At 64.9% G+C, this 21,773-nt stretch carries 19 protein-coding genes; 7 read left to right on the top strand and 12 right to left on the bottom strand.

All coding sequences use genetic code 11. From position 1 onward, the window contains the following. Positions 1-80: 80 nt before the first annotated feature. From ABIC03_RS17215 to ABIC03_RS17200, 4 genes are all read right to left on the bottom strand, one after another. A complete protein-coding gene (locus ABIC03_RS17215) occupies positions 81-1,700 on the bottom strand; it encodes a sulfite reductase subunit alpha (RefSeq protein WP_275171109.1) in 1,620 nt (539 codons plus the stop codon). Continuing rightward, complete coding sequence (locus ABIC03_RS17210) at positions 1,697-3,478, bottom strand: NirA family protein (RefSeq protein ID WP_354059379.1); 1,782 nt, start codon at positions 3,476-3,478, stop codon at positions 1,697-1,699. Before ABIC03_RS17210 ends, ABIC03_RS17215 begins: the two co-directional genes overlap by 4 nt. Before the next feature lie 331 nt (positions 3,479-3,809). Continuing rightward, complete coding sequence (locus ABIC03_RS17205; RefSeq protein ID WP_354059377.1) at positions 3,810-4,973, bottom strand: CmpA/NrtA family ABC transporter substrate-binding protein; 1,164 nt, start codon at positions 4,971-4,973, stop codon at positions 3,810-3,812. Continuing rightward, positions 4,970-5,560 (bottom strand): ANTAR domain-containing response regulator, encoded by a 591-nt coding sequence (locus ABIC03_RS17200; protein WP_106944809.1) that lies wholly within the window; start codon positions 5,558-5,560, stop codon positions 4,970-4,972. The genes ABIC03_RS17205 and ABIC03_RS17200 overlap by 4 nt, the downstream gene beginning before the upstream one ends. 111 nt (positions 5,561-5,671) lie before the next feature. On the opposite strand from ABIC03_RS17200, the gene rimO reads away from it, so the two are divergent. Continuing rightward, complete coding sequence (gene rimO / locus ABIC03_RS17195) at positions 5,672-6,997, top strand: 30S ribosomal protein S12 methylthiotransferase RimO (protein ID WP_354059375.1); 1,326 nt, start codon at positions 5,672-5,674, stop codon at positions 6,995-6,997. Positions 6,998-7,074: 77 nt separating this feature from the next. Here the strand turns inward: rimO and ABIC03_RS17190 are convergent, their stop codons facing one another. The 3 genes from ABIC03_RS17190 to ABIC03_RS17180 form a co-directional block, all read right to left on the bottom strand. Further along, a complete protein-coding gene (locus ABIC03_RS17190) occupies positions 7,075-7,518 on the bottom strand; it encodes a carboxymuconolactone decarboxylase family protein (RefSeq protein ID WP_275171113.1) in 444 nt (147 codons plus the stop codon). Further along, positions 7,451-7,882, bottom strand: coding sequence for a MerR family transcriptional regulator (locus tag ABIC03_RS17185; RefSeq protein ID WP_354059373.1), 432 nt, complete (start codon positions 7,880-7,882; stop codon positions 7,451-7,453). The genes ABIC03_RS17190 and ABIC03_RS17185 overlap by 68 nt, the downstream gene beginning before the upstream one ends. 157 nt (positions 7,883-8,039) lie before the next feature. After that, positions 8,040-8,987: a hypothetical protein gene (locus ABIC03_RS17180; protein WP_354059678.1), complete on the bottom strand. Its 948-nt coding sequence runs from the start codon at positions 8,985-8,987 to the stop codon at positions 8,040-8,042. A 404-nt stretch (positions 8,988-9,391) separates the two neighbouring features. Here ABIC03_RS17180 and ABIC03_RS17175 point away from each other — a divergent pair, with 404 nt between their 5' ends. Next, positions 9,392-10,588: an acetylornithine transaminase gene (locus tag ABIC03_RS17175; RefSeq protein WP_354059371.1), complete on the top strand. Its 1,197-nt coding sequence runs from the start codon at positions 9,392-9,394 to the stop codon at positions 10,586-10,588. A gap of 94 nt (positions 10,589-10,682) precedes the next feature. Here ABIC03_RS17175 and ABIC03_RS17170 read toward each other — a convergent pair whose 3' ends face one another. From ABIC03_RS17170 to pcsA, 3 genes are all read right to left on the bottom strand, one after another. Next, positions 10,683-11,657 (bottom strand): quinone oxidoreductase family protein, encoded by a 975-nt coding sequence (locus tag ABIC03_RS17170; protein ID WP_247499072.1) that lies wholly within the window; start codon positions 11,655-11,657, stop codon positions 10,683-10,685. A gap of 75 nt (positions 11,658-11,732) precedes the next feature. Beyond that, a complete protein-coding gene (locus tag ABIC03_RS17165; protein ID WP_275171116.1) occupies positions 11,733-12,467 on the bottom strand; it encodes a TerC family protein in 735 nt (244 codons plus the stop codon). After that, positions 12,464-13,231 (bottom strand): phosphatidylcholine synthase, encoded by a 768-nt coding sequence (pcsA, locus tag ABIC03_RS17160; protein ID WP_354059368.1) that lies wholly within the window; start codon positions 13,229-13,231, stop codon positions 12,464-12,466. Before pcsA ends, ABIC03_RS17165 begins: the two co-directional genes overlap by 4 nt. A gap of 87 nt (positions 13,232-13,318) precedes the next feature. On the opposite strand from pcsA, the gene ABIC03_RS17155 reads away from it, so the two are divergent. Beyond that, a complete protein-coding gene (locus tag ABIC03_RS17155) occupies positions 13,319-14,503 on the top strand; it encodes a UbiH/UbiF family hydroxylase (protein WP_354059366.1) in 1,185 nt (394 codons plus the stop codon). Between the two features lie 5 nt (positions 14,504-14,508). Here the strand turns inward: ABIC03_RS17155 and ABIC03_RS17150 are convergent, their stop codons facing one another. Continuing rightward, complete coding sequence (locus tag ABIC03_RS17150) at positions 14,509-15,462, bottom strand: AEC family transporter (protein ID WP_354059364.1); 954 nt, start codon at positions 15,460-15,462, stop codon at positions 14,509-14,511. 106 nt (positions 15,463-15,568) lie between these two features. Between ABIC03_RS17150 and hspQ the strand changes: the two genes are divergently transcribed. Beyond that, positions 15,569-15,901, top strand: coding sequence for a heat shock protein HspQ (gene hspQ, locus ABIC03_RS17145; RefSeq protein ID WP_027518019.1), 333 nt, complete (start codon positions 15,569-15,571; stop codon positions 15,899-15,901). A gap of 78 nt (positions 15,902-15,979) precedes the next feature. Here the strand turns inward: hspQ and ABIC03_RS17140 are convergent, their stop codons facing one another. Continuing rightward, positions 15,980-16,789, bottom strand: coding sequence for an invasion associated locus B family protein (locus ABIC03_RS17140; RefSeq protein ID WP_275171120.1), 810 nt, complete (start codon positions 16,787-16,789; stop codon positions 15,980-15,982). A 262-nt stretch (positions 16,790-17,051) separates the two neighbouring features. Here ABIC03_RS17140 and ABIC03_RS17135 point away from each other — a divergent pair, with 262 nt between their 5' ends. From ABIC03_RS17135 to ABIC03_RS17125, 3 genes are all read left to right on the top strand, one after another. After that, the gene (locus ABIC03_RS17135) at positions 17,052-18,902 is read left to right on the top strand and encodes an extracellular solute-binding protein (RefSeq protein WP_354059676.1); all 1,851 of its coding nucleotides are present in this window, start codon (positions 17,052-17,054) and stop codon (positions 18,900-18,902) included. A gap of 4 nt (positions 18,903-18,906) precedes the next feature. Continuing rightward, positions 18,907-20,409: an AMP-binding protein gene (locus tag ABIC03_RS17130; protein WP_354059361.1), complete on the top strand. Its 1,503-nt coding sequence runs from the start codon at positions 18,907-18,909 to the stop codon at positions 20,407-20,409. A gap of 85 nt (positions 20,410-20,494) precedes the next feature. Then, positions 20,495-21,721, top strand: a complete 1,227-nt coding sequence (locus tag ABIC03_RS17125; RefSeq protein WP_354059359.1) for a GGDEF domain-containing protein — start codon at positions 20,495-20,497, stop codon at positions 21,719-21,721. Positions 21,722-21,773 lie beyond the last annotated feature (52 nt).

Genomic DNA, 21,773 nt, shown 5'->3' with positions numbered 1-21,773 from the left:
ACCCGCCCGCAGGTTCCGAGAATCTTATTCGTTCAAATCCGAGCCAGTTGGAACCGGCTCGGATGACGGTGGGATGACAGCTAGTAGACGTCAGCCTGGAAGCGGCCCGTCTTCTTGAGCTCGGCGACAAAACTGACGGCTTCGTCGGTCGAACGCGCCCCGAACTGGGCGACGATATCGACCAGCGCGCGCTCGACGTCCTTGGCCATGCGCTTGGCATCGCCGCAGATGTAGAGATGCGCCCCCTCGGCAAGCCACGTCCATAGCTCGCGGCCGACCTCGCGCATGCGGTCCTGCACGTAGAACTTCTTCTCGCCGTCGCGCGACCAGGCCAGCGACATGCGCGTGAGCAGGCCCGAGGTCTTCATCGCGTTGAGCTCCTCCTGGTAGAAGAAGTCGCAATCGCTGCGCTGGTGGCCGAAGAACAGCCAGTTCTTGCCGGGCGCACCGGTCGCCTTGCGGTCGAACAGGAAGGCACGGAACGGCGCAATGCCGGTGCCGGGGCCGATCATGATGATCGGCGTCTTCGGATCCTGCGGCAGGCCGAAATTGTGCGCCTTCTGCACATAGACCTTGAGCTTCTCGCCCTCGGCGATGCGCTCGCCGAGGAAGGTCGAGGCGACGCCGATGCGCTTGCGTTTGCCGATCACGTAGCGCACGGAATCGACCGTCAGCGAAAGCTTCCCAGGCGTCGCATTGTGCGAGGACGAGATCGAATAGAGCCGCGGCTGCAGCGGCTCAAGCGCCTCGACGAAGGCTTCAGGATGCGGCCGCGTACCCGAAAACTTCTGCAGCGCAGCCATGACGTCGAGCGCGGCGGCGTCGCCATCGGGATCCTCGCCCTGCGCCAGTGCCCGTGCCCTCTCGCGCTGCGCGCCGCCGGTGATGAAGGAGAGCAGTTCGAACAGCGTGTCGGGCGCCGGCGAGAGCGAAACGTCGTCGATCAGCACCTCACGCAGCGTCTTGCCGTTGACCTTCGTCGTGTGGGAGGCACCGAGCAACGCGATGACCTGGTCGACGAGGCCGAGCTCGTTGCGGGCGAACACGCCAAAACTGTCACCGACGACATAGTCGAGCTTGCTCTCGGAAAGATCGAACTCGACGTGATAGGTTTCCTTCTCCGACTTTCCCTTGTTGAGAAGACGGCGCGACAGGAAGGTCGCCGCAACAGGATTGTCGCGCGAGCGGCCGGGCTCGGCGATCGTCACGGTCACGGCGGGGGCCGCCACCGCGTCGACCTTGTCGGACGCCTTGTCGCCAGCCTTGGCCGCCGGCGCCTTGTCCAGCTCTTCGTGCAGCGACTTCAGCATCCGCGCGGTTTCCTTGCCGCCGGGGACGCAGAGGTTGAGCCGCGCTTCACTGCGGCTCGCGATCGCCTCCGAATAGTCGTGGCAATTGTAGCCGCACTGCCCGCAATCCTGCTGCGCCATCGCCGCCATCATCTTGCGCCGCACGGGACGGCCTTCGGCGAGCTTCATCCGATCGGCGATCGGCATGGTCTGGTCGTGCCAAGGCGCTTCACCGTCGTCACCATCACCGGCTTGCATGACCGCGGCGCCCTGCTCGGCCGACAGCGGCGCGGCCGCGTCAGGCGACAGCAGCCCGGCAAAGAAGCCGTTCAGCCAGGAGCGTTGGGCGTCGGAGAACGGGGCGCTCGTGGGAATGATGTCGAGTTTCGGCGGAGGGCTGATCTGGTTCATGAAGACACCTCGGCATCGGCAAGCTTGCGCAGCGTCTCGCCGTCGTGGCGGCGCGCAAAGGACAGGAAGGTTTCGTCGGAAGACGAGCGATGGGCGATATAGGCCTTGAGCAGTCCTTCGACTGTCTTCGGCGCGTCCTCGGCCTTGAGGTCGTGATAGACCTCCTGCCCGACGTCGGCGTCAGGACCGAACCCGCCGCCGGTGAAGAGATGATAGCCCTCCACCGTGTCCTCCTCGTTGACAGGCACGCGCGCCCCGATCAGGCCGATGTCGCTGATGTAATGCTGGGCACAGGAATGGTGGCAGCCGGTGACGTGGATGTTGACCGGCTTGTCCATCTCGACGCGCGGCTCGCACCAGTCGCCGATCTCGGCGGCGTGGCGCTTGGTGTTGGAGGCGGCGAAGCGGCAACCGGCATTGCCGGTGCACGCGATCAGGCCGGCGCGGATGTGCGAAGCCTCGACCGCAAGCCCGATCTGCTTGATCGCCGCGATGGCAAGCTCGACATTCTCGTCGCGCACCCCTGATATCAGCAGGTTCTGCCAGACGGTCAGACGGATCTCGCCGTCGCCGAGGTCCCGCGCCACCTTGGCGAGGCCCCGCATCTGATCGCTGCTGATCTTGCCGAGCGTCAGCGACACGCCGATCCAGTTCAAGCCGTCCTGCTTCTGCTTGTGCACGCCGATATGCGCCATGCGGTCCGCGGCCGGCCGCGGCGCAAACGCCTCTTCCGGCACGCGCGTGAATGGTGTCTTCAGCCGTTCCTCGACGATCTTGAGAAAGCCGTCATGGCCCATGGCGTCGAGCACGTATTTCAGCCGCGCCTTGTTGCGGTTGGTGCGGTCGCCGTGCTCGATGAACACGCGCACGATGGCGTCGGCAACGGCGGTGGCGTCTTCAGGCTTGACGACGATGCCGGAATATTTGGCAAAGTCCTTGTGGCCGGTGATGCCACCGAGGCCGAGGCGGAACCAGATCCCGGGCTCGACGCCGAAGCCGTCCTGCACCTCATATGCCGTGAAGGCGATATCATTGGTCTCCTCGAGCACGGCGATCCTGCCGGCGCCGTCGAAGGCGACGTTGAACTTGCGCGGCAAGCCATACAGCGAGCGATCGTTCAGGATGTGGTAGTGCCACTCGCGCGCATAAGGCCGCGTGTCGATCAGCTCCTGCGGGTCGATGCCCGCCGTCGGCGTTCCCGTCACGTTGCGGATGTTGTCGGCGCCGGAGCCGCGCGAGCACAGGCCTAAGTCCTGAATGCCTTCGATCAGCTTCACGGCGTTCTTCGGCGGGATCTCGCGAAGCTGCAGATTGGCGCGAGTCGTGACGTGGCTGTAGGGCCCGCACGTTTCATCGGCGAGATCGGCAAGGCCGGCCAGCTGCCAGTGCTTCATGATGCCGTTCGGAATGCGCAGACGGCACATGTAGGAGTCCTGCGTCGGCGCGACGTAGAAGATGCCGTAATAGCGCCAGCGGAAATTGTCCGCCGGACTCGGCGGCGTATTGTCGAGCGCCTGCTGGCGGAGACGCGGATAGGCATCGAAGGGATGCTCGTCGCGCTTGACCTTCTCCTGGTCGGCGAGCTTCTTGCCCGCCGCGATGACCTTGTCCTGCGCCTTGATGTGCACGGCATCGGGACCGGTGGGCTCGGCGTTCGCCTTGCCGGCGCCGCCGCCAAGACCGCGACCGACGCGACTGATCTGCAGACCGGTCGTGAAGCCTTCGAGGTAGCGTTTCTGGTCGTCGGTAAAGTCGACTGAGACGGTGTCGATTTTCATGGTCAGTAACGAAGCTCCTGCGGCCACCTGAGTGGTATCGACGGAAAGTGCACGACCCGCGAGGAGCTCGGCTGGCTCGAGAGCCGGCTGCGCACCCAACGGTCCGATCAGCTTCGTTGCTGGGGACTGGCGCAGCAGGCATCTGTGACAGGCTGGCCGCACTGCAACATTCAATTTGCGTGCCAGCTTTGACGAAATGAAAATGTGTCTAGTATCAAGCAGCTAAGAGCACAAAAGGGAACTCAGGGCCCTGGAGCTCTTACGAAATTCGAGCAGTCGGCCTAAAATTTAGACGCGGATCCCCAGCGCTCAAAAACGATGCAGGCCCGAATCACGCCTTCCAGCGACCCACCTCGAAGGCCTCAAGATGACCCCGAATATTGGCGGGATCAAAAGCCGGCCCGGCGAATGCGCCGAATGCCGCGGGGGCCTGGCCGGGGGGCTGGCGGCCGAGGGCGCCGTCGTAGAGGTCGGGCCTGAACACGGCCATGGCCGTCTTGACGCCGTCGGGCGTCAGCGTCGTCTGCCCCCAGCGCACCATCTGCGCATAGAGCCAGGCGGCCTGGACCGGATCGGGGCGCCCTGCTTCCTCACGTCCCACCAGAAGGTAGCTGCCGCTCTCGCGAACGGTGCCGTCCGGCGAAATCTTGAGGCGCCCGGTGAGGGTGCGCTGGATGACTTCGGCATCGACGCCGATCCGCTCGGGCTGCGCCAGGATCTGCGCCGCTTCGGTCCGGTTTTCCGGATACTCGATGAACTCCGCGGCTTTCACCGCCGCGCGCACCAGGCTCGCGACCACGTCCGGATTCTTGTCGGCCCAGACCTGGCGGAGCGCCAGCACCTTCTCCGCCGCATGGGCCAGGATGTCGGAGACGAAATGCAGGATGTGGCCGATCCCGAGATCGACCGCGATCGAATTCCAGGGCGCGCCGACGCAGAACGCATCGACATGACCGTTGGCGAGACTGTCGACCATATAGGGCGGCGGCAGCACCACCAGCCGCACGTCCTCGTCGGGATCGACGCCGGCCGCCGCCATCCAGAACCGCAATTGATAGTTGTGGGTCGAGAACGGGAAGGTCATACCGAAGGTCAACGGATCGGCCCCCGCTTTACGCCGCTTGGCGACCACGCGCGCCAACGCTTTTGCCGTGGCGAGCGGATCGAAGCGGTCGCCGTCGATCTCCTCCATCAGCGCGGCATGAAGCGCCGGCGAGACCGTGATCGCATTGCCGTTGATGCCGAGATTGAAGGGCGCCGCGATCGGCACCTTGACATGACCGAGCCCGAGCGAGGACGCAATCGCGACGGGCGCGAGCAGATGCGCGGCGTCGAACAAGCCGATATTGAGCTTGTCGCGGACGTTGGACCAGGAGACCTCGCGGACCAGTTCGACCTCGAGCCCTTCGGCCGCGGCAAATCCCTTGTCGACGGCGACGATCAGCGCTGCGGCATCGACCAGCGGAATGAAACCGATGCGGAGGGGAACGGTCATTTCAGCATCTCCGACGCGGTGATGATCGACTGGGCGATCTCACCGATTTTCTTTTTCTCGCGCATCGCGGTAGAGCGCAGCAGCACATAGGCCTCGTCCTCGGTCAGGCCCTTCACCTTCATCAGGATGCCCTTGGCCTTCTCGATGACCTTGCGATCCTCGAGCTGCGACTTGGTGCGCTCCAGCTCCTCCTGGAGTTTTGCGAAGGCATTGAAGCGCGACACGCAGAGGTCGAGGATAGGCTTGATGCGCTCCTTCCTCAGCCCGTCGACGATGTAGGCGGAGACCCCCGCCTCGACTGAAGCCTGGATCGAGGATGAATCGCTCTGATCGACGAACATCGCGATCGGGCGCCGCACGGCGCGGCTGACCTGGAACATCGCTTCCAGCACGTCGCGGCTGGGGTTTTCCAGATCGATCAGGATGATGTCAGGGTCGACCGCATAAATACGGGCGAGCAGGCTTTGCATCTCGCTGATATGGACGATCTGCGTGAATCCGGCCTCCCGCAACCCTTCCTCGAGGATCGCAGCCCGGATCGGGCTTTCGTCGACGATCACGATTTTGGGCGACTGTTCGGCGCTCATTGCTCACTCACCACCAGTGATTCATCCATAGCATGCCCTCAGGCCCTGCAAAGGGTTGTAATTATGGGCAATTGGGACTAGCTCAACCCTGTCAATCAGGCAGATTTGGATATGGATCAGACGGCTGCGCCCAAGGTCAGCTTCGTGTCGCTCGGGTGCCCCAAGGCTTTGGTGGATTCCGAGCGCATCATCACGCGCCTGCGCGCCGAGGGTTACGAGCTCGCCCGCAAGCATGACGGCGCCGACATCGTCATCGTCAACACCTGCGGCTTCCTCGACAGCGCCAAGCAGGAATCGCTCTCGGCGATCGGCGAGGCCATGGCCGAGAACGGCAAGGTGATCGTGACCGGCTGCATGGGCGCGGAACCCGAGCAGATCGAGCAGGCCTATCCCGGCGTGCTCTCCATCACCGGCCCGCAGCAATATGAGAGCGTGCTGGACGCCGTGCATCGCGCGCTGCCGCCCGCCCACAATCCGCATCTCGATCTGGTGCCGCCGCAGGGCATCAAGCTGACACCGCGCCACTACGCCTATCTGAAAATCTCCGAGGGCTGCAACAACCGCTGCACCTTCTGCATCATTCCGAAGCTGCGCGGCGATCTCGTCTCCCGTCCGGCCAACGACGTGCTGCGCGAGGCCGAACGCCTGGTCGACGCCGGCGTCAAGGAACTGCTGGTAATCTCGCAGGACACCTCGGCCTACGGCGTCGATCTCAAATACGCCGAGAGCCCGTGGAAGGATCGCCAGGTCCGGGCCAAATTCATCGACCTCGCGCGCGAGCTCGGCGAATTGGGCGCCTGGGTCCGCTTGCAATATGTCTACCCCTACCCGCATGTCGACGAGGTCATCGCGCTGATGAACGAGGGCAAGGTGCTGCCCTATCTCGACATCCCGTTCCAGCACGCAAGCCCCGAGGTGCTGAAGGCGATGAAGCGCCCGGCGGCGCAGGACAAGACGCTGGCGCGCATCAAGCGTTGGCGCGAGCAATGTCCCGATCTCGCTCTCCGCTCGACCTTCATCGTCGGCTTCCCCGGCGAGACGGATGCCGATTTCGCCCATCTGCTCGACTGGCTGGACGAAGCCGAGATCGATCGGCTCGGCTGCTTCAAGTACGAGCCGGTCGCCGGCGCGACCGCGAACGCGATCGAGAACCCCGTGCCGGAAGAGATCAAGCAGGAGCGCTACAATGCGCTGATGGCGCGCCAGCAGAAGATTTCCGCACGCAGGCTGAAGCGCAAGGTCGGCACGCGCCAGCAGATCATCATCGACGAGGTCGGCCCGACCGTCTCAAAAGGCCGCTCCAAGGCCGATGCGCCGGAGATCGACGGCGCCGTCTACCTGTCGAGCCGCCGCCCCTTGCGCGTCGGCGAGATCGTCACCGCGAAAATCGAACGCGCCGATCAATACGACCTGCACGGCAGCGTCGCGGGATTCTAATCTTCCGCTGACGCGGCCGTTGCAGCCACGAACTCGCTGCTCCCTCTCCCGCAAGCGGGAAAGGGAGCGGGTCATCGCTAAGCTACGGCAGCATCACGCTCGCCGTTCGCTTCTCCCGACGCCTGCTGTTCGTCACGCGCGGCGAACACTTCCTTGGCTGCGAACAGCCCGTTCAGCGCCGCCGGGAAGCCCGCATAGACGGCCATCTGCATGATGATCTCCACGATCTCGTCGCGAGACAGCCCGACGTTCAGACCCGCCTCGATATGCACCTTGAGCTGAGGCGCGGCATTTCCGAGCGCCGTCAGCGCGGCGATCGTGGCGATCTCTCGATCGCGCAGGCCGAGGCCGGGGCGGCAGTAAATGTCGCCGAACGGAAACTCGATCACGTATCGTGCGAAATCCGGCGCGATGTCGGCGAGTGAAGCGACGACCTTTTCGCCGGCGCTGCCGTCAATGCGTGACAGGGCGCGCTGGCCGCGATCGAACCGGCTTGCGTCTTGTGTTTGGGCGTGCGTCATTTTCCTTCGTCCTCTGTTCGTCGCTGGCATAGCCGGCGATCTTGGTATCAAGGACGAGCAGGCATTCCTGGAGTTCGGCAATCTGCGTGCGCACCTGTTTGCGGTGGACTTCCAGGATCCGCCGCCGGGATGTCCCGGTAGCGTCGCCTTCGTCACGAAGCGCCGCGTAACGCAACATGTCCCGGATCGGCATTCCCGTGGTCTTGAGCCGACCGAGGAATTCGATCCATCTGAGGATCGATGCGTCAAAGTCACGCTGGCCGGAGCGATCCCGGTCAGCGTATGGCAGCAGCCCGATGCGCTCATAGTAACGCAGCGTGTGCGTCGATAGGCCGGTTCGTTTTGCGAGGTCGCCGATCTTCATGTGTGCCCGTTCTCGTACTGACGCACGTACAGATACCCCTTCGAGCGCGCTCTAAGTCAAGGGGGATCGAAGGTACCGTTCCCGCGAGGTCAAGATGGCGCGACAGCGGAAGATTTCGACGCGCCGGCTGGGCGGCAGCATCGCGGGATTCCGAGCTTCAGGATCCCGCCAGCCATTTCGGCACCCAGCGCTCCGGCCGCGGCGCGCGGGCAAGATCAGCTTGCGCCTCCGACAGATTCGCAGGCTCGCCGTCGATGCTCGGGCGAATGTCGTATTCGAAGTTCGGCATGACGCGGCCGTCGGCATAGAGGCCGAATTTCATCGCGTACCACAGCCCGAGCTCGGGCTGCGCCTTCCGCATCTCCTCGCGCAGATCGCGCAGCAGGGATTCGATTGAGGCGGCTTCCTCGAACGGTTGCGGTCCGCGCGTCAGGACGCGCGCCTGGTATTGCCTGCCGACGATCGCGATCTCGAAGCTCGTCTTGTCCCAGGGCTTCTTGCCCTTCGGCAGATGCGCGGCGAGGCGCCAGCCGAGTTCGGCCATCAAGCGATGATTGGCCCAGTAGTCTTCGCGATCCCGGCTCCATTTTTCCATGAAGCCGCGAAAGTCGGGCAGCTCCGACGGATCGTCATCGGGCGCCGCGATCTCCCCGCTCAGCCGCCCGGTGAGCCATTGCGCGAGCTCGACCGTGTGGCATTCGACTTCGTCGTGCGGCAGCAGATCGTGCCACGCCTTGTCGAATTGTTGCGACGTCAGTTTAGCGAGCAGGCCATCGAGGCTCGGCGCCAGCAGCTCGTAATCGCCCTCGGACCCAAGCCCCACGATCGGCGGATTGTCACGGTCGAGACCCGCGCCATACCAGCCGCCAACAGCCGAGCCATCCGGCAGCCGCATGAACAGCGAAAACCGGTCGCGCAAGGGACTGCCGTCGACAATCGGCGCCTGATCGGAAAACTGGCCCTGCAGCGAGAAGCAGCCGACGCTGCCCCAGGGGCGCCCGTTCAGCCATCCGGCGAAGTCCAGCAACAGCGACGGCGCCTCGATGCCCGGCGGAAACGCGCCGCGAATGCTGTCGAGGTCGATCGGATAAGGCGTGTCGGACAAGGCTTTAAAAACAATCTGGTTGGTCCCGCCCCTCTTGGTCCGAACCGTCATGCGTTCGGTTCGAACCAATTCGCGTGCTGTGATCACAAACGCGCTAGGGACGTAATGGTTTCCAGGCGAGCATCTTTCACCTACCCCATGCACGCTGCGCGTGTGGCCTGTAAAGCGCCCGCTTGACAAGCCGTGCCATTCGCATGTATTGCCGCGCCCCATGATCAACGCTCGGACCCATCAGCGCACCGAAATGCTCCGCCGTCGCTTCCGCGACGATGAGAGGGTGCGCCATGTCCGACGACGCCGCTGAACCACTAAGTTCAGCCCCGTTCTCGAAAAGGCCGCACCCGCAAGGTGCGGCCTTTTTGCTTTTCCCGCGGCCTTTCCACCCATCTCCAGAGGAGTTCGACATGACCAACGCCACCCATCCGTATGCCGCGTTGATGGACATCACCGCACGGCCCAAGACCGTGTTCGTCCGCGGGGCCGGCTCCTACCTCTGGGACGACAGCCGCAAGCGCTATCTCGATTTCGTGCAGGGCTGGGCCGTCAACTGCCTCGGCCACTCCCCGCCCGCGATCGCCGACGCGCTTGCCGCGCAGGCCAAGCGGCTGCTGACGCCGAGCCCTGCCTTCTACAACGAGCCCAGCCTGAAGCTCGCTGAGCAGCTTGTCGCAAACAGCGCGTTCGACCAGGTGTTCTTTGCCAATTCGGGCGCGGAAGCCAACGAGGGCGCGATCAAGCTCGCGCGCAAATATGGCAGCATCCATCGAGGCGGCGCGTTCGAGATCATCACCTTCGAGGGCGGCTTTCACGGCCGCACGCTGGCGACGATGTCGGCCTCAGGCAAGAAGGCCTTTGAGCCGTTGTTCGAGCCGAAGGTCGCCGGTTTCAAGAAGGCGAAGCTCAACGACATTGCGTCGGTCGAAAAGCTGATCAACGACAACACCGTCGCCGTGATGCTCGAGCCGATCCAGGGTGAATCAGGCGTATGGCCGGCGACCGATCAGTTCTTGCAGGAGTTGCGCGCCCTCACCGGTGCGCACGGCCTCCTCCTGATCTTCGACGAGATCCAGACCGGGATGGGCCGGACCGGGAAGCTCTTCCACTACGAGCACACCGGCATCGCGCCCGACATCATGACGCTCGGCAAGGGCATCGGTGGCGGCGTGCCGCTCGCGGCGTTGCTCGCGACCGAACGCGCCGCCTGCTTCGAGCACGGCGACCAGGGCGGCACGTTCAACGGCAACCCGATCATGTGCGCGGTGGGGCTCGCGGTGCTCGACGAAGTCAGCAAGCCGGAGTTCCTGAAGACGGCGACCGAAACCGGCCTGCTGCTCGAAAGCGAATTGCAGAAGGTCTCGGCGCGGCACGGGCTCGGCGAAGTGCGTGGCCGCGGGCTCCTGCTCGCGCTCGACCTCAAGCTGCCGATCGCACCCGGCATCGTCGCCCAGGCATTCGAGGCCGGCGTGCTCCTCAACGCGCCGCAGGTCGACACGTTGCGCTTTATGCCGACGCTGAACGTCACACGGGCCGAGATCGCCGAGATGATCGATTGTCTCGATGGGATCTTGACCAGAGCCGGCGCGGCACGGCGGGTGGCGTAAGCTCGTCATTGCGAGGAGCGCAGCGACGAAGCAATCCAGACCGCCTCAACGGAAAGATTCTGGATTGCTTCGCTTCGCTCGCAATGACGGTGAATTACGGCTTCAAGATCGATGCGCCGGTGGTCTTGCGGCTTTCGAGATCGATATGCGCCTTGGCGGCGTCCTTAAGCGCGTAGGCATGGTTGATCGGCACGTGCAGCTTGCCGTTGATGACGGCGGCGAACAGCGTGTCGGCGCCTTCCAGCAGCTCCTTGCGCGTACCGATATAGTCGTTGAGCTTGGGCCGGGTCGCAAACAGCGAGCCGTGAGTGTTGAGTTCGGCGATCGAGAATGGCGGCACCGGGCCTGAGGCATTGCCGAAGGAGACGAACATCCCGCGCGGCTTCAGGCAAGACAGCGAGCCCGGGAACGTCGCCTTGCCGACGCCGTCATAGACCACGTCGCAGCCCTCGTTGCGGCTGATCTGTTTGACGCGCGCAACGAAGTCTTCCTCGTTGTAGAGGATGACATGGTCGCAGCCATTGGCCTCGGCAAGCGCAGCCTTCTCGCGCGAGCCGACGGTACCGATGACGTGGGCGCCCATTGCCCTCGCCCATTGGCAGGCGAGCAAGCCGATGCCTCCCGCCGCGGCATGGATCAGCACGCGATGATGCGGCTCGACCTTGAAAGTCTTGTGCAGCAGATACCAGACCGTCAGCCCCTTCAGCATCAGCACGGCGCCCTGCTCGTAGGTGATGTGGTCGGGCAGCTTGACCAGCCGCTCCCAGGGGATGTTGCGCTCCCCGGTATAGGCGCCGAGATTGTGGTAGTAGGCGACACGGTCGCCCGGATGGAAATTCGTCACGCCCGGCCCGACCGCGACGACTTCGCCCGAGGCTTCGTTGCCGGCGATGAAGGGCAGCCCCGGCGCCTTGTAGAGGCCGGTGCGGTAATAGACGTCGATGAAGTTCAGGCCGACGGCATGCTGGCGGATGCGCACCTCGCCGGGCCCGGGCGCCGGAACATCGACGCTCTCATAGACCAGGGCTTCGGGGCCTCCGACCTTGTGCACACGGACGGCTTTGGTCATCACCTGACCTCCTCTTCTGGCGGGCCAGCGAAAGACATCGCGCCCGCCTTGTCAACTCGACGCCGGCTGGAACGTCTAGACCGACGGCTTGCGGCTGTTCCTGCGGTTGCGTTTCGCCAGCACGTTGAAGAACTCGACCGCCGCCGAGAACGCAATCGCGAAATAGATGTAGCCGCGCGGGATGTGGAATTGGAATCCGTCCGCAACCAGCGCCACGCCGATCAGCACCAGGAAGGCCAGCGCCAGCATTTTCGTGGTCGGATGCTCCGCGACGAATCGCGACACCGGTCCGGACGAAATGTACATGATCACGCAGGCGATCACGACGGCCGCGATCATGATCTCGATGTCCTGCGCCATGCCGATCGCGGTGATGATCGAGTCCAGCGAGAACACGATGTCGATGATCACGATCTGGACGATGACCCAGAAGAAAGCGCTACGAGGCGACCTCGCGTCGCCCTCGCCGTCATCGGCTTCGACCTCGCCGTGGATCTCGTGCGTCGCCTTCGCGATCAGGAACAGGCCGCCGCCGATCAGGATGAGGTCGCGCCACGAGAAGCCGTAGCCCGAAAACGAAAGCACCGGGGCGGTCAGGCCGATCAGCCAGACCAGGAGGCTGAGCAGGATGATGCGGAAGATCAGCGCCAGCGCGAGGCCGACCTGGCGGGCGCGGTGCGCCTGCTTCTCGGGAATGCGCGAGACGATCACCGACAGGAAAATGACGTTGTCGATCCCGAGCACGATTTCGAGCGCGGTCAAGGTGAGGAGCGCGGCCCAGGCTTCGGGGCTGGTCAACAGGTGCATCATGCGAAGGATCTTGTCAGCCGTATCAATGCGTCGCTGAAGCTGATCCAGAGTGCGATCGCGCAGAGCGCGACAGTCACGCCGGTGCCGACGCGAAAGTCCATCTGCAGCGTGTAGAAGGAGAGCAGAGCCCAGATCGCAATCAGCGTCATCGTCAGCCAGCGCAGCCGCACGACGCGCACCGGATGCAGCACATGGAAGGGCACGAAGGTCAGCACCACCAGGCTTGCGACCAGCAGCGTCGACAGCAGCGGCGGCCAGTGCAGCAGGAACAGATAGAACGCCGCCGCATTCCACAGCGCCGGAAAGCCGCGGAAATGATTGTCGTCCGCCTTCATGCGCAGATCGGCGAAATATAATGCGCTGGTGACGATAATGGCGACGCCGAGCAAGGGAGCAGCGACCGGCAGCAGCAGGCCGCTGGCCACGATCGCATAGGCCGGCACGAAGACGTAGGTGACGAAATCGACCACGAGATCGAGCACGTCGCCCGACCAGTTCGGCTGCACGTCCTTGACGTTGAGCCGGCGCGCAATCGGCCCGTCGATCGCGTCGATGATGAGGGCGACGCCCAGCCATTGAAACATCGCCGCCCAGTGCTCGCGCACGGCCTCAAGCATCGCCAGCAGCGCGATCGCCGCACCGAACGCGGTGAAGATGTGCACCGAGAAGGCAGCGGCGCGGATCGCGGGCCTGGGCTTCAGGGAATCCTCTTGGCTGTCCATGGCTTCTGCTATCAGAATGACACCGATTTGCACATAAGCCATTGCGGCGCCCGGTCGCACAATTCGTCATAAAATCAGGGAAATATGACTGGGCTTGAATTTGCCGCGGGGCGTGTCCAATGTCGTTCCATGACAGATGCATCGACACTCTTTGACGCCGCCGTGATCGGCGGCGGACCGGCGGGACTTGGCGCGGCCATCGCATTGGCGCAGGCGGGCGCACGGACCGCGCTGGTGGCGCGTCGCGTGCCCTATGCCGACAATCGCACCACGGCGCTACTCGGTGCCTCCGTCGATCTGCTGGAGAGCCTCGACGTCTGGCCGCGCTGCAAGGACAAGGCGGCCGCGCTCGAAATCATGCGGCTCGTCGACGACACCGGTCGGCTCTTCCGCGCGCCCGAGGTCCGGTTCTCCTGCCACGAAATCGGCCTGGATGCCTTCGGCTACAACATCGACAATCGCTCGCTGATGCTGGCGCTGGAAGCGCGCGCGGCCGAACTGCCCGGTCTCGTCCGTTTCGACGACGAGGCCGAAACTGTCGTCATCGAAGCCGATGACGTCGCGATCCGCACCGCCGCTGCGCAATTTCTCTCGGCCCGCCTCGTGGTCGGCGCCGACGGCCGGCATTCGCTGTGCCGCGAAGCCTCCGGCATCGCGGTGACGCGGCGCGAACTGACCCAGACTGCGCTGACCTTCAACGTCGGCCACGCGCGGCCCCATCGCAACGTCTCGACCGAGTTCCACACGCCGCAGGGCCCTTGCGTGTTCGTGCCCCTGCCCGGCGATCGCTCCAGCGTCGTCTGGGTCTCGGCGCCTGCGGACGCCGAGCGGCTTCGTGGCCTGAGCGACGAGGAATTGTCCGCCGCGATCGAGAAGCAGTCGCATTCGATCCTCGGACGCATGACGGTCGAGCCGGGCCGCCATCTGTTCCCGCTGGCGATCGAACGTCCCAAATCCTTTGGCCGCGATCGCATCGCGCTGGTCGGCGAAGCCGCCCATGTGGTTCCGCCGATCGGCGCCCAAGGCCTCAATCTCGGCCTCCGCGATGCCGCCGACATTGCGCGGCTTGCGGGCGAGGCCATCGCGTCCGGTCAGGATCCTGGCACAGCAGACGTGCTCAAGCGTTACGACCGGGCACGGCGTCCGGATATCCTGAGCCGGACCTTTGCGATCGACATCGCCAACCGCTCTCTGCTCAACGATTTCCTGCCGCTCCAGCCGGTCCGCGCGGTCGGCATGCACCTGCTCGGTGCGATCGGCCCGCTCCGCCGCTTTGCGATGCGCGAAGGCCTGACGCCGACTTGGCGGCGATAGGCCGCTTACGGAAACGCCAGCCGGCCGGTCTGGATCGCCCACATCACGCTGGTCAGGGTGACTACGGACGCAAACGTCCCAAGCAGCACCGCGACGGAGGCGGATTCGATCCAGGCGTCGTTCTGCCGGGCGATGACGAACACGTTCAGCGCCGGCGGCAGCGAGGCCATCAGCACGGCGGTCGCGGCCCAGGGCTGCGCAAACGGGCCGAACGCAAGCATCAGGCCGAACGCTGCGAGCGGGTGGATCAGGAGCTTGACCGCGATCACGCCCGGCACTTCCCACGGGACCCGATCGAACGGACGAAGCGCCACGGTCACGCCGAGCACGAACAGCGCGGTCGGGGCGGCTGCGTTCTGGAGGAAGGTGATGGTGCGATCGAGCGCGACGGGCATCTCGATATGCAGCGATGCGAAGGCCGCGCCAAAACAGGCCGACATGATCAGCGGATTGAGCACGATCTGCTTCAGCACCACGCCGAAGGCATGCACGATCGAGGGATGGTCGCGGTCGGAGAGCTCGATCAGCAGCGGCACGATCGTGAACAGGAAGATGCTGTCGCAGCAGAAGATCAGCGCGGTCGGCGCCGAGGCCTTGGTCCCGAGCACGGCGAGCGCCAGCCCCGGTCCCATGTAGCCGATATTGCCATAGCCGCCGGAGAGCCCGGCGAGCGTCGCCTCGCGCAGCGTCAGCCCGCCGAGAACTTTGCCGACGACCAGCGCGAGTGTGAACGCCGCAACTGTCGACAGCGTGGTCGCGACCAGGAACGGCGGGTTGTTCAATTCCGAGAACGGCGTCTTCGACATGATCGCAAACAGCAGCGCCGGCAGCGACACATAGAGCAGGAAGAAGTTCATCCAGGCGAGGCCCGATTCCGGCAGGGATTTGACCTTGCCACAGGCGAATCCAACGAAGATCAAGCCGAAATAAGGTAGAGCCAGATTGAGGATATCGACCATTGATGAAGTGTTTTCTGAACATTGGGGGGCTATCTGCCCCGCAACCGCGGGTTAATTCCAGATCAGGGCACTAGCATCGGCCACAATCCTGGTCTATCGACGGGGAATGATTAAAGCGCGGACCGCCAAATTCCAGATCGGACAGGTCGTGCGCCACCGGATCTTTTCGTTCCGGGGCGTGATCTTCGACATCGATCCGGAATTCAACAACACCGAAGAGTGGTGGCTGTCGATCCCCGAGGAGGTGCGGCCCCACAAGGACCAGCCGTTCTATCACCTGCTAGCGGAGAACGCTGAGTCGGAATACGTCGCCTACGTTTCCGAACAGAATCTCGTGCCGGATGATTCCGGCGAGCCGGTCCGGCATTCCCAGGTCGCCGAGATCTTCGTCAAGGACAAGACCGGCGGTTACCGCCCGCGCAATCCGTCGCTGAACTGAGTTTTCGCAGCCATCAACTGGCCAACAAAAAGGCGCTCGAAACCGAGCGCCTTTTTCATGTCCGGGATCGGGTCCCGATTACTTCTGGCCGGCGGGCGGCGTGCCCTGCTGCTCGAGCTTCTTGCGCTGCTCGTCAGCCTTCTTCTGAAGCTCTTCCTGGAGCTTCTTCTGGGTTTCCTCGAACACCTTCGGATCCGTCGGCGGACCATCATAGGCCTTCTGGAATTCGCCGGCGAGCGGCAGCGGCAAGGTCAGCGGTGCGCCGTTCGCATTGATCGCCTGAACAACGAGGTTCTGGCCCTTCTTCATGTTGTTGATGAACTCGGGCGTGGCCTCGTAGTCGGACATGCAGCCGTTCTGGAAACAGATCACATAAGGGCTCTGCAACGGCGGATTGTTGTCCACGATGATGCGGGTACCGTGCACCAACTGCATGCCGAGCGGCAGCGTCACGCGCAGGATCTTCTTCGGCTCGCCTTCCGGCTCGATGATGACGGCCGCGATGACCGGCTGGCCCGACTCGATACGACCGTCCTTGCCGGTGAAGCAGACCTGCTTGGCATTGGCGTCCTGGCCCTTGAGGCAGAACTTGGTCCAGGGGGCATAGATCAGCTGGATCTGCTGATCGGCCGGCTGGGCCGCACCCTGCTGGGCCGGCGCTCCTTGTTGGGCGGGAGCCGGCTGGGCGGGTGCCTGAGCGGCCGGCGCCGGCGCTTTTGGGGCAGCCTTCGGAGCGGCCTTCGGGGCAGCCTTGGGCGCGGGCGCGCCCGGAGCTGGCGCGGGAGCCTGGGCCTCGGCGGCAAACGGGACGGCCAACGCCGTCGCCGTCAACAAGGCGAGAAGTCGCCCGCGCGGCCGGACGGACGCGGCCAAGTAACGGAAATTCATTGCGGAAAACCCTTTCTGAACGGGAAGTGCCCGAACCGCTTCGACGCACCGAGCCTGGCCGCGTTGGGCGCGGCTCTCTCCCCGTCAAATGAGGCGGATAAGTGACGGGCTCGGCGCTCTTGCGCGATTGCGTGCCTTCTTAACGTGGCCGACGAAAAGATCAATGCCGACAACCGTCTTTGGCCGCGTGCCGGCGTGGGCCCCGGGGAAAATCCCTGTGATAGGATTCAGGCCCGCCCGGTCCTCGAATCAACGTGTGCAGATGTTCATGTTCCAGCGCCTTCTCGAGGGCCGCCCAGTGGGTCTTTGCGTCCGCCTTTGTGTCCTGGCTTTCGCCCTGGGGCTTCCGGCAAGCGGTGCAGGGGCCGGGGAAGCCCACGCCATCGCCATGCACGGCAAGCCGGCGATGCCTGCCGATTTCACCCACATGCCCTACGTCAACCCTGGCGCCCCCAAAGGCGGCCGGCTGACCTGGGGCGTTCTCGGCACCTTCGACAGCCTCAATCCCTTCATCGTCAAGGGACTGGCCGTGCAGCCTGTACGGAACTACGTGGTCGAGAGTCTGCTCGCGCGCGGCAATGACGAGCCGTTCACGCTCTACGGCCTGCTCGCCAGATCGGTCGAGACCGATGACGAGCGCAGCTTTGTCACGTTCCACATCGACCCCCGCGCCCGCTTCTCCGACGGCAAGCCGGTCCGCGCCGAGGACGTGCTGTTCTCCTGGCAGTTACTGCGCGACCACGGCCGTCCCAACCACCGGCAATATTACGGCAAAGTCGCAAGTGCCGAGGCGCCGGATCCCCTCACCGTCCGCTTCGACCTTGCGGGCGCCAATGACCGCGAACTGCCGCTGATCCTCGGCCTGATGCCGATCCTGCCGAAACATGCGGTCGACGTCGCGACGTTCGAGGAGACGACGCTGACGGGCCCGGTCGGCTCCGGCCCCTATCGCGTCACCGCAGTGAGGCCCGGTGCCAGCGTGACGCTCACCCGCAATCCCGACTATTGGGGCCGTGACCTCCCCATCAATCGCGGGCTCTACAATTTCGACGAGATCAGGCTCGACTATTTTCGCGAGGCCAACGGCCAGTTCGAAGCTTTCAAGCGCGGCCTCTATGATTTCCGCATCGAGCACGAGCCGCTGCGCTGGCACGACGGCTACGACTTTCCCGCGGCGAAGAATGGCGATGTGATCCGCGACACCTTCAAGCCGGGCGTGCCGCAACCTTCCGAATTTCTGGTGTTCAACACGAGGCGTGCCATCTTCGCCGACATCCGCGTGCGCCAGGCGCTGACGCTGCTGTTCGATTTCGAGCTGGTCAACCGCAACTACTTCTTCAACCTCTACTCGCGCGTCGCTGGCTATTTTGCCGGCTCGGACCTGTCAGCGTATGGCCATCCCGCCGATGCGCGCGAGCGCGAGCTGCTCAGGCCGTTCGCCGCGCAGATCCCGCCTGACATCCTGGACGGCAGCTACCGCCTGCCGGTGACCGACGGTTCTGGGCGCGACCGCACCACGCTACGCGCGGCTCTGAAGCTGTTGTCGGAGGCCGGTTACGATCTCGACGGCACCGTGCTGCGGAACCGCGCGACCAAGGCGCCCTTCACATTCGAGGTATTGGTCACGACCCGCGACCAGGAACGCGTCGCGCTTGCCTTCCAGCGCGACCTCAGGCGCGCCGGCATCGAGCCCAGCGTCCGATCGGTCGATCCCGTGCAGTTCGACCAGCGTCGGCTCGCCTACGAGTTCGACATGATCCAGAACCGTTGGGACCAGTCGCTGTCGCCCGGCAATGAGCAATATTTCTACTGGGGGAGCGCTGCCGCCGACAATCCGGGCACCCGCAACTACATGGGTGCCAGGGATCCCGCGGTCGATGCGATGATCGCCGCACTGCTGGAAGCCCGTGAACATACGGATTTCGTATCCGCAGTGCGGGCGCTCGATCGCGCTTTGATCTCGGGTTTCTATACAATCCCCCTGTTTAACGTATCCGAGCAATGGATCGCGCGCTGGAATCGGATAGAACGGCCAGAGGCCACCTCGCTGTCCGGCTATTTGCCGGAGACCTGGTGGTCGAAGGGGCAGCCGCAAGCTCATCAAGCAAAGTGACGCCGTGAACCAGCCAGCCGTATCGCCGACGCTCGACACGTTGTTTCAGCGCACGCTGATGCGGCAGCCGCACGCGACCGCTCTGCTCGACCCCCTGAACAAGTTCCGCGTGACCGGGCACCAGCCGCGGCGGATGAGCTATGCCGAGGCTGACACGGCCATCGAGGCGCTGTCGGCGTATTTCGTCGAATCAGGCCTGCCGGCCAATTCCGTCATCGCCGTCCAGCTGCCGAATACGGTCGAGTTCGTGCTCACCGTTCTCGCCGCCCATCGCGCGGGACTCGTCGTCGCCGTGCTGCCGCTGCTCTGGCGCCATGCCGAACTGACCGCCGCTCTGAACCGCACCGCGGCGCGCGCCATCGTCACCATGAGCAAGGTCGACGGCGTCAACTATGCCGACCTCGCAATGCATGCGGCCGCGGAAGCCTTCTCGATCCGCCATGTCTGCGGCTTCGGGACCGACCTGCCCGAAGGCATGGCCTCGCTCGACGACGTCTTGGCCCGTCCGCCCGGCACCGCGCGCGCCGTGATTCAGGATGGCCGCAAGGCGGCGATGATCTCCTTCGACGTCACCGCGGAAGGCTTTCGTCCGGTGCCACGGCCGCATTTCAGCCTGATCGCCGGTGGGCTCGCGATGTCGCTGGAAGCCGACATCAGGCAAGGCGCGACCGTGATGGCGGCGTTCACGCCGATGTCGTTCGCAGGGCTCGCCTCCTCGCTCGCGGTGTGGCTGCTGTGCGGCGGCACACTGGCGCTGCATCATCCGTTCGAGAACGACGTGCTGGAACAGCAGATCAACGCGCACGAATGCGACGTGCTGATCGCGCCGGCGCAGTTCGCCCAGCGGCTCGGCGATTCCGATCTGGCGGCGCGGATGCCGACCTTGCGCAACGTCATCGGCCTGTGGCGTGCCCCCGAGCAGGTGGCGGCGAGCGAAGCATGGATCGCGCCGCACGCGCCGTTCACGGACGTCTATCTGTTCGGCGAGGCCGGATTGTTCGGCGCCCGGCGTGGCGAGGACGGCATGCCGGTGCCGGTGATGCCGGGACCGCACGGCGCGCCGCGCGAGCAGTCGGGTTCGTCGATCGCCGGCGAGATTCTGCTGACGCCGAAAGGCACGCTCGGCCTGCGCGGCCCGATGGTGCCGATCGCGGCCTACGCCCCGCCGCCGCCGGTCGGCGACACCCTGATCGCGCAGCCGCCACGCGACTATGTCGATACCGGCTATGCCGCGCGGCTCGACCGTCCCAGCGGCGCGATCTGCATCACCGCGCCGCCCTCCGGGATCATGGCCGTCGGCGGCTACCGCTTCCTCTCCAACGACCTCCAGGAATGGGCGCGCCGGCTCGGCCAGGGCGCGCTGCTGACCGCACTGCCCGACCGGCTCTCCGGTCACCGGCTCGCGGGCCGGGCCCAGGACAATGCCCGCGCCCGCGAGGCGCTCAGCGAACTCGGGCTTAACCCCCTGATGGTCGAAGCTTTTCGCGATCGATCCGGGCCGGTCTAAGCGAAGTTTCGACCGTTCCATTGACGCTGCATTAAGGCGGCCGGACTAGATTGCGCGGCACCTGTTGCGTGATCAGAGTCTCTCGATGTCCCAGGCTGGCCCGATCCTGTTTGTGTCCAATGGCGAACGGCCGGCCTTCATTGCGGCGCTGGACGAGGCGCGATTCTTCCCCGTGATCGACACCGGCTGGGCCGGCGCGGCGCGCGCGGTCGAAGAGGTGCAGCCGGCCGTGGTTCTCGCCGCGATGCATGCCGGGCACGAGCCGCATCTGGCGCTGCTCGCCAGGAAGATCGCGGAGCAATCACCCTACCTCCCCTTCGTGGCGCTGGATGCGGCGGGCGCGCTCCCGCACAACGCCCTGCCTTTCTCCTCCTCGCGCGGCGGCCATTCCGAACGCCTGATCGCGCGACTTCGCGCCGCGCTGCGCATTCGCACGCTCCACGCCACGGTGCTGCGCCGGCTGCCGGAGGTGAAGGTCGCACTGCCGGAGGCCGATCCCGCACGCGATGCTACGGTGCTTCTGATCGGCCGCGGCGCGGCTTACCCTGCGCTTTCGGTCGCGCTCGGCGAGCGCGTCGGCGTCGTCGGAGCGCTCTCCATCGAGGCCGCGGCCAAGCATCTCAACACCCGCGACCTCGACGGCGTCGTGCTCGCGGAAGGTTTTACCGCCCGCGTGACCGATGCCTTCCTCACGGTGCTCGCCGAGGACACCCGCTTCCGCAGCCTGCCCGTGATCCTCACCGCGCATCAGTTGACGCAGACCTACGACCTGCCCAATCTCGAACTGATCCCGGGCGAGCCGGCGAAAGTCGCCGCCAACGCACTGCCCCTGATCCGCCAGCACGCGATGGAAGCTCAGCTGAGCCGCACGCTGCGCTCGATCGATGCCGGCGGCTGGCTCGACCCGCGCAGTGGCCTGCTCACGGTGGAAGCTTTTGCGCGCGATTTTGCCAAGGCTGTCGAGCAGACGCTGGCCCGCGGCGGCGGCCTCTCGGTCGCGCGCTTCGCCTTCGACCCCGGCAATTCCCGCGCCCAGCTCGATGCCGCGCGCATTCTCAGCCGCCTGATGCGGCAGATGGATTTTGGCGTGGCGCAGAAGGACGGTTCGGTCATCGTCGTGTTCGCGGAGACCGACTTCCGCACCGCGCACATGATCGCCCGCCGTCTCTCCGCGGTGATGCGGCACACGTCCAACGGTAAGCACGAGATGCGCAGCGATCCCGTCGTCTCGGTGGATTCGCTCTCGCCGTCGGATACGGCAAGATCGCTGCTCGGACGGCTGTCGGCCGACGCGTCGCGCGCGGCGTCGTAGTTACCTCGCGAGCTGCCACAACAAACACCGTCATTGCGAGCGTAGCGAAGCA

Origin of the sequence: Bradyrhizobium sp. RT6a (assembly GCF_040547675.1) — a bacterium.
In the GTDB taxonomy this organism is placed as follows: domain Bacteria; phylum Pseudomonadota; class Alphaproteobacteria; order Rhizobiales; family Xanthobacteraceae; genus Bradyrhizobium.
The sequence above is the reverse complement of the archived record's forward strand: the minus strand, read 5'-3'. Positions and strand labels throughout refer to the sequence as shown.